The organism is Pseudomonas sp. NPDC098747, from assembly GCF_044760045.1.
In the GTDB taxonomy this organism is placed as follows: Bacteria; Pseudomonadota; Gammaproteobacteria; order Pseudomonadales; family Pseudomonadaceae; genus Aquipseudomonas.
This window is the reverse complement of the sequence record NZ_JBIWAL010000058.1, coordinates 25,463-33,920: the sequence shown is the minus strand read 5'-3', so window position 1 is coordinate 33,920 and position 8,458 is coordinate 25,463. Positions and strand designations below refer to the sequence as shown.

Genomic DNA, 8,458 nt, shown 5'->3' with positions numbered 1-8,458 from the left:
AATGATAACAAGAACAAACAGATCAACAAGGACAATCACCATATATCCATCCACTACAAAAAAACCAAATACATCCTCGAACTCAGTTCCGAAGACCTGGCACAACTAGAGCGCTCCGGCGGCTTCGCGTTCCACGTGTCCGGCGAATTCGCCGAGCTTGAACTGAAATTCTGGGCCATCAGGAACTGACCGACATGATCAAGGAAACGGAATACAGCCAGGACGACAAAACGGTCTTGCTCGACCGCCAGGGCCACGGCCCGGCGGCGAGTCCGCTGACGGACTTCGCCGCGCCGCCGCGTTTCGAGCAACTGGAAGAACGCATGATCTACGCCGCGCGCCTGCGCCCGGCGGAGGCGTTCAATATCAGCCTCAATTCGCTGGTGGCCGCCTCGTCCGAACTGCTCTCGGAAGTGGTGCGTCTCAAGCACAGCGAAACCCGCGAAGACCTGTACGCGCTCAATGAGCGCCTGACCGCCGGGCTTAAGCTGTTTGAAGTGCGCGCCTTGCACAACGGCGCTGAAAGCAGCCAGGTGATGGCCGCGCGTTACGTGCTCTGCACCGTGGTCGACGAAGCCGTCGTGACCACGCCGTGGGGCAACGAAAGCGAGTGGTCGCAGATGAGCCTGCTCAGCAGCTTCCACAACGAAACCTTCGGTGGCGAGAAGTTCTTCCAGCTGCTCGATCGACTGTCGAAAAACCCGGTCAAGCACTTGCCGATGCTCGAGTTGATGTACCTGTGCCTGTCCCTCGGTTTCGAGGGCAAGTACCGCGTGCAGGCGCGTGGCATGCTCGAGCTTGAAGGCATCCGCGATGCCTTGTACCGCCAGATCCGTCAGTTGCGTGGCGACGTGCCGCGTGAGTTGTCGCCGCACTGGGAAGGTCTCAACGATCAGCGCCGCAGCCTGGTGCGCATCGTGCCGGCGTGGATGGTGGTGTTGTTCACTTTCGTCTGTCTGGTGGTGATGTATTCGGGCTTCGCCTGGGTCTTGGGCGAGCAGCGCGAAACCGTTCTGCAACCATACCAGCCGCTTGATCCAGCCGCGGTTCAACCGCAGTCGCAGCCGTAAACAGGGACGTGTGATGAAAAAGTTTTTCAAAAAAGTCGGCGCCTTCCTGCGCCAGACCTGGGTCTGGACCCTGCTGCTGGTGCTGTTCGTGGCGCTGCTGGTGTGGTTCGTCGGCCCCTTATTGGCGGTTGATGATTACAAGTTTTGGGAGAGCGCGACCTCGCGTCTGCTGACCATCAGCGTCTTGTTCCTGATCTGGGGCCTGACCATGGTCTTCGTCAGCTGGCGCGCCGGTATTCGCAAGAAAGCCGTCGAAGAAAGCGAAGACGGCCAGGATCGTATCCGCCGTGAAGAGCAGATCGACGACGAGCAGAAAGAGCTGAAGGCGCGCTTCAAAGACGCGCTGAAAACCCTGAAGACGTCGAGCCTGTATCGTGGTCGCAGCGAGCGCTGGCGCAGTGATTTGCCGTGGTACCTGCTGATCGGTCCGCAAGCCTCTGGCAAAACCAGTCTGCTGGACTTTTCCGGTCTGGAATTCCCGATCAACAAGATCGACCGCAAGCTGACCCGCGACACCCTCGGCACCCGTCATTGCGACTGGTACTTCGCCGATCACGGTGTGCTGATCGACACCGCCGGGCGCTACACCACCCAACCGGACGCGGAAGTTGACGGCAGTGCCTGGCGCACCTTGCTTGAGTTGCTGCGCAAGCGTCGTCGCGGCCGTCCGTTGAACGGCGTGCTGGTGACCATCCCGGTGGAAACCCTCACCGGTGGCAGCGAGCAGGACATCGACACCCTCGCGCGCCAGGTGCGCGGTCGTTTGCAGGACATTCATCAGAAGCTGCACGTCGATGTGCCGGTGTATCTGGTGCTGAGCAAGGCTGACAAGCTGCTTGGCTTCGACGAGTTCTTCGATCAACTGACCCGCGAAGAAAGCGATCAGGTGCTGGGCACCAGTTTCCGCAAGGAACAGATCGGCACCGACGTGGCTGTGCTGCGCAACGAGTTCGAAGAACTGCTGCGTCGCCTCAACAGCCAAGTGATCATGCGCATGCACTCCGAGCGCGATACCCAGCGCCGTGGCCGCATCCTCGACTTCCCGCATCAACTGGGGCAGATCGGCGAGCGTCTGTGCCTGTTCGTCGACATGGCGTTCACCGGCAATCGCTATCAGCGGGCAACACAGCTGCGTGGTTTCTACCTGACCAGCGCACCGCACCTGACCCAGGAAATGGATTCGACCACCGCCGGCATCGGCGCCAGCCTCGGCATGAATGCCGGCGTGCTGCCGACTCTGCGCAGCGGTCGTTCGCGCTTCATCCACCACCTGCTCAGCCAAGTGATTTTCCCCGAGGCCGATCTGGCCGGTCTGGACAAACGCGAACGCAGCCGCATCCATTGGGGCCAACGTGCGTTGTATGTCGGCGCACTGGCGGCGTTGGCACTGTTCGGCATGCTCTGGGCGGGCGGATTCTCGGCCAACTACGAGCGTCTGGAAAACCTGCGCACACTGGCGCAAAACTGGACTCAGCAGCGCTCGGCGCTGACCCCGCGTGATGACGCGATGGGCGTGCTGAAAACCCTCGACACCAGCTACGCCGCCACTCAGGTGTTCCCGAAGAAGGGCGATGTGGCGTACCACGAGCGCGGCGGTCTGTATCAGGGCGAAGACATCAATCCGTCGGTCAAAGCGGCGTACGAGCGTGAGCTCGAAGCGCAACTGCTGCCACGGGTTGCAACCATGCTCGAAGGGCAGATCCACGCCAACATGAAGGACCGCGAAAAGCTGCTCAACAGCCTGCGCGCGTACCTGATGCTGAACATGAAGGATCGCCGCGACGCCGCATGGCTCAAGGACTGGATCGCGAGTGACTGGTCGCAACGCTACACCGGCAACACTGCGGTGCAGAACGGCCTGAACGTCCACCTCGAACGCCTGTTGAAGCAGCCTTTCATCTATCCGCTGAACGATCAGTTGGTGACTCAGGCGCGACAGGTTCTGCGCAGCGAATCGCTGGCTACCGTGGTCTATCGCATGCTCCGTGAGCAGGCGCGCAACCTGCCGGAATACCGTTTCAGCCAACACCTTGGCCCGCAAGGTTCGCTGTTTATCGGCACCGAGTACGTGATCCCGGGTTTCTACACGCAAACCGGTTATCAACAGTATTTCTCGGTACAGGGTTCGGCGCTGGTTACCGACATCCTGCGTGACAACTGGGTACTGGGTGAAGGCGCGGGCATCAGCGACATGGACTTGCGTCGCCTGATGGTCGAACTCGAGCAACTGTACTTCCGCGACTACGCCAACTACTGGAGCGAGGCCGTTGGCCAAGTGGCATTGCCACCGATCAGTGACGCCGGTGAAGGCGCCGAGCAACTGGCGGGCCTGACTTCGGCCAACTCGCCGGTGCTCGCGTTGCTCACGGAAGTGCGTGAAAACACGCGTTTCGAGGCCGCCGCAGACCCGGTCGAAGAAGCGGGCGAAGCCGCCGATGCGCTCGCCGGTCAGAAAGGCAAACTGGGTAAAGTCGGCAAACTGGCAGCCGCCGCAGCGGACAAGGCTTCGGCCTTGAGCGTCGCGAAAAACCTGCCGGACACCGCCAAGAAATCCCTGCAACGTCGCTTCGAACCGCTGCATCGTTTGCTCGATGACAACAACGGCCCGGCTGCGGACCTGACGCCAGCGCTCAACGCGCTCAACGACCTGCAACTGCAACTGGCCGGTCTGGCCCGTTCCAGCTCGCCGGAACAAGCTGCGTTCGAAATGGCGAAAACCCGCATGAGCGGCCAGCGTGATGCGCTGACCAACCTGCGCAATGCTTCTAGCCGTCTGCCGCGTCCGCTGAGCGTGTGGTTCAACGTGCTGGCCGAAGACTCGTGGCGTCTGGTGCTCAACGATGCCTACCAATACCTGAACGGCCGTTATCAGAACGAGCTGTACAGTGTGTATGGCAAAACCATCAGCAAGCGTTATCCGTTCAGCGCCAGCAGCACCAGCGACGTGGCGATCAGCGACTTCCGCGAGTTCTTCAAGGCGCAGGGTATTGCTGACCGTTTCTTCGACACCTACATGCGCCCGTTCGTCAGCGGTGATCCGGGCAACTACCGGATGCGCAGCGTCGACGGCCACAGCCTGCCGGTGTCCAAGGTCTACCTCGATCAGATGGCCGCAGCGCTGACGATTCGTCAGAGCTTCTTCTCGATCAACCCGGCCGAACCGACCGTGCAGTTCAAACTGGAGCCGTACACGCTGGATCCGGCGGTCAGCCGTTCCGAGTTCAAGTTCGGCGACAAGATCATGGAATACCGTCACGGCCCGATCCTGCCAATGACCTTCAAATGGCCGACCGATGCTGAAGACGGCCGCACCAGCCTGGTGATGGACAAGATGGCCGGGCGTCCGATCGGTATCGAGAAGAACTCCGGCCCATGGTCGCTGTTCCGTCTGTTCGACCTGATGCAGACCGAGTACCTGAGCGGTCGTGATGTGTTGGTGCTGAAAGCTGACGTAGGTGGCCTGCGCGCCAACTACCTGCTGACCAGCCAACGCTCGCCGAACCCGTTCGACCTCGGCGTATTGCGCACCTTCCGTATGCCGGTGCAGCTCTGATGCTGGTGGCCAGTCCCTGGCGCAGCGCGGCGCGTACCGACCCGGGCAAGGTGCGGGCGCGTAACGAAGATGCCTTTCTCGACCTTCCGCAGCAGGGGCTGTGGGTGGTCGCGGACGGCATGGGCGGTCATCAGGGTGGCGACATCGCCAGCCAGTTGATCGTCGCCAGCCTGGCTGAACTGCCGCAACACGACGATTTCGACGAACGCCTCAAAGCCATCCGCCAGTGCCTGCACTGGTTGAACCGGCGTTTGGGGCAGGAGTTGACCGTCACTGCCGGCCGTCACGACAGCATCATGGGCAGCACCGTTGTGGCGCTGCTGGTGGAAGGCAATCGCGCGGCCTGCATCTGGGCCGGCGACAGCCGTTGTTATATGTGGCGCGGGCAGCGTCTGTATCAGCTGTCCAAAGACCATTCGCTGCAACAGCAACTGATCGACGAGCAACAGATGAGCGTCGAACAGGCAGCGGCGCACCCGGCCGCCCAGGCATTAACCCGGGCGGTCGGCGCGGCTGAACAACTGACGCTGGATGTGCTGGAACTCGAGGTGTATCCGGGCGATGTGTTTTTGCTGTGCAGCGATGGTTTGTATCAGGGCCTGAGCAGCGATGCCCTCGGCACCGCCCTCAGCCTCAGCGCGCCGCACGTAGCGCTGGAACGTTTGTTCGACGGCGCCCTGCGGGGCTCCGCTCGCGACAACCTGACTGCCGTGGTAATCCGCCAATGAGTGAAATCGAATCGCCCATCGATGACTTGCTGATGAGTGAAGAACAGGCCAACAACCTGACCTACTTCGCCTTCGCCAAGCCCAATAATGCAGAGCCTTTGCTGGCGCCTGCCAAGGCCAGCATGGGTGCACTGCCGGACGTATTGGCGGGCCGTTATCGCCTCGAGCGTTTGCTCGGGGCCGGCGGCATGGGCGCCGTCTACCGGGCAAGGGATCTGCTGCATGAACAGTTCGGCGATCCCGACCCTTACATTGCGCTGAAAATCCTCAGCGAAGAATTTGCCGAGTCGCCGGATGCCAGTGCCTTGCTCTACAGCGAGTTCGCCCTGACCCGACGCCTGCGCCACGACAACGTTGTGCGCGCGCACACCTTTGAAGTGGATACCGACTGCCAGCGGGCCTTCATCACCATGGAATACATGCGTGGCCTGACCCTGGACAAATTGCTCTGCGAGCGGCCCCTCGGCCTGCCGTGGAAAGAACTGCGCGACATCGTCCTGCCGCTGCTCGACACGCTGGCCTACGCCCACGGTCGCGGCGTGCTGCACGGTGACCTGAAACCGAGCAACGTCATGCTCAGCGAAGACGGTTTGCGCCTCTTCGACTTCGGCTTGGGTCAGGCAGAAGAGGGCACCTTGCCCGGTCTGCCACACCTCAGCCGCGAGCGCTTCAACGCCTGGACCCCAGGCTACGCCGCCCCCGAACTGCTTGAGGGCCAACCGTTGTCGGCCAGCGCGGACGTGTACGGCGTGGCCTGTGTGATCTTTGAGCTGGCGAGCGGCAAACACCCGTTCCGCCGCTTGCCCTCGACCCAGGCCCGCGACGAGCACCTGGAGCGCGAGCTGCACGCACCGCAAAATCTACCGAAACACTGTTGGCCAGCGCTGCAAACGGCGCTGAGCTTTGATCCGGCAGCGCGCACCATCACTGCCGACCAATTGCGTGACGCTTTGGGCGCCACTTCATCCTGGCTGCAACGTCTGCGGTTTCGGGCGTAACGGATGACATTCGAACAGGGAGCACTTTATGTTCAACTCAGCTAACGAGACCCACTTCAGCCTGACGGTTGAGGACTATGTCGGCGACCTGCAAGTGCTGTCGTTCACCGGCACCGAAGGCATCAACCAGCCGTTTCGCTTCGACCTCGAACTGGTCAGCGAAAACCCTGATCTGGATCTGGAAAAACTCCTGCACAAGCAGGCCTTCCTTGCCTTCGATCCACAAGGCTCGGGCATCCACGGCCAGATCTACCGCGTCGCCCAAGGCGATGCCGGCAAGCGCCTGACCCGCTACAAAGTCTCGATGGTGCCGCAACTGCAATACCTGCATCACCGCACCAACCAGCGCATCTACCAGCAGATGTCGGCGCCGAAAATCATCGCGCTGATCCTCGAAGAACACGGCATCAAAGGCAACGCCTACAGCTTCCAACTGAGGCAGCCGTGCCCGGATCGCGACTACTGCGTGCAATACGACGAAACCGACCTGCACTTCGTCCAGCGCTTGTGCGAAGAGGAAGGCATTCACTACCACTTCCAGCACAGCGACAAAGCTCACCTGCTGGTGTTCGGTGACGACCAGACCGTGTTCCAGAAACTCGGCCAGCCCACCGCTTATGTGCAAGGCAGCGGCATGGTTGCCGACGAACCGGTGATCAAAAGCTTCAAACTGCGGCTGGAAACCCGCACCAGCCGCGTCACGCGCCGCGACTACGATTTCGAAAAACCGCGCCTGCAAATGGAAGCGGCGTACAAACCTGACGGCGCTCTTGATAGCAAAAGCAGCGAACCGGATCTCGAAGACTACGACTACCCCGGCCGCTTCATCGAGCGTGCGCGCGGCAAATTCCTCAGCCAACGCGCCCTCGAACGCCACCGCGCTGACTACCGCCAGGCCGAAGGTCGTGGCGACCAGACCAAACTGGTCAGCGGCCATTTCATGGAAATGTCCGACCACCCGCGCACCGAGTGGAACGACCTGTGGCTGCTCACCGAAATCGTCCACGAAGGCAAGCAGCCACAAGTCCTCGAAGAAGGCGTGACCAGCGACACCACCGACAACAAGGACGATTTCCACCAGGGCTATCGCAACACCTTCCTCGCCACCCCGTGGGACGTGTTCTACCGCCCGGCGCTAGAACACCCGAAACCCCGCGTCCTCGGCAGCCAGACCGCCATGGTCACCGGCCCCAAAGGCGAAGAAATCCACTGCGACCAATACGGCCGCATCAAGGTCCAGTTCCACTGGGACCGCGAAGGCCAGGCGGACGACAAAACCAGCTGCTGGATGCGCGTCTCCAGCTCCTGGGCCGGTGACCGCTACGGCGCCATCAGCATCCCGCGCATCGGCATGGAAGTCCTCGTCACCTTCCTCGAAGGCGACCCCGACCAGCCGCTGGTGACCGGTTGCCTGTACCACAAGGAAAACCCGGTGCCCTACGCCTTGCCGGCGAACAAGACTCGCAGTGTGTTCAAAACGCTTAGCTCCCCAGGTGGCGGTGGGTATAACGAACTGCGCATTGAAGACAAAAAAGGCGCGGAGCAGATCTACATCCATGCGCAGCGGGATTGGGATGAAAACGTTGAGCACGATCAGAAGATTCGGGTCGGAAATGAGCGTCACGACACTGTCGAGAAGAACACCTACACCGAGCTCAAGGCGGAAGAACACCGCACCACCATCAGCGACCGTAAGATCGAAGCGAAGCTGGATGATCATTTGACGGTTGGGCAGAACCAGCACATCAAGCTCGGGACTGCGCAACTGACCAGCGTGGGGAAAGAGATTCACCTTAAGGCTGGGGACAAGATTGTTATTGAGGCGGGGACGGAGCTGACCGTGCTGGGTGGTGGGAGCTTTATCAAGCTCGATGGCGGTGGTGTGACGGTGGTTGGGCCGGTGATCAAAATCAATGCTGGCGGTTCGGCTGGTTCCGGCACAGGGATCGGGATTAAACCGCCGGTGCTGCCAGGGGCGGCGGATAAGGATAAGGCGGGGAGTTTGATGGATCAGGCGTTGGGGAATGCGGTACCTCAGAAAGCTGACCGTCGACCAATGCGAATGATCAGGTTCTCTGGTTGACCGCCAACGGATCAAAAAGGATTAGG

6 protein-coding genes are annotated in these 8,458 nt (G+C 61.0%); all 6 read left to right on the top strand.

The genetic code is table 11. The annotated features are described in order from the left end of the window. Positions 1 to 189: type VI secretion system baseplate subunit TssK (gene tssK / locus ACIQVE_RS24910; RefSeq protein ID WP_402813522.1), on the top strand; the 189-nt coding region annotated here is incomplete at its 5' end. A gap of 5 nt (positions 190 to 194) precedes the next feature. Further along, positions 195 to 1,070 (top strand): type IVB secretion system protein IcmH/DotU, encoded by an 876-nt coding sequence (icmH, locus tag ACIQVE_RS24905; RefSeq protein WP_402813519.1) that lies wholly within the window; start codon positions 195 to 197, stop codon positions 1,068 to 1,070. A 13-nt stretch (positions 1,071 to 1,083) separates the two neighbouring features. Further along, positions 1,084 to 4,623 carry a type VI secretion system membrane subunit TssM gene (gene tssM, locus ACIQVE_RS24900; protein WP_402813516.1) on the top strand — a complete coding sequence of 1,180 codons (3,540 nt, stop codon included), beginning with the start codon at positions 1,084 to 1,086 and terminating at the stop codon, positions 4,621 to 4,623. Continuing rightward, positions 4,623 to 5,351, top strand: coding sequence for a PP2C family protein-serine/threonine phosphatase (locus tag ACIQVE_RS24895; protein WP_402813513.1), 729 nt, complete (start codon positions 4,623 to 4,625; stop codon positions 5,349 to 5,351). Before tssM ends, ACIQVE_RS24895 begins: the two co-directional genes overlap by 1 nt. Further along, positions 5,348 to 6,349, top strand: a complete 1,002-nt coding sequence (locus tag ACIQVE_RS24890) for a serine/threonine-protein kinase (protein ID WP_402813510.1) — start codon at positions 5,348 to 5,350, stop codon at positions 6,347 to 6,349. Before ACIQVE_RS24895 ends, ACIQVE_RS24890 begins: the two co-directional genes overlap by 4 nt. Before the next feature lie 28 nt (positions 6,350 to 6,377). Further along, positions 6,378 to 8,432: a type VI secretion system tip protein VgrG gene (locus ACIQVE_RS24885; RefSeq protein WP_402813507.1), complete on the top strand. Its 2,055-nt coding sequence runs from the start codon at positions 6,378 to 6,380 to the stop codon at positions 8,430 to 8,432. The last annotated feature ends 26 nt before the right edge of the window (positions 8,433 to 8,458 follow it).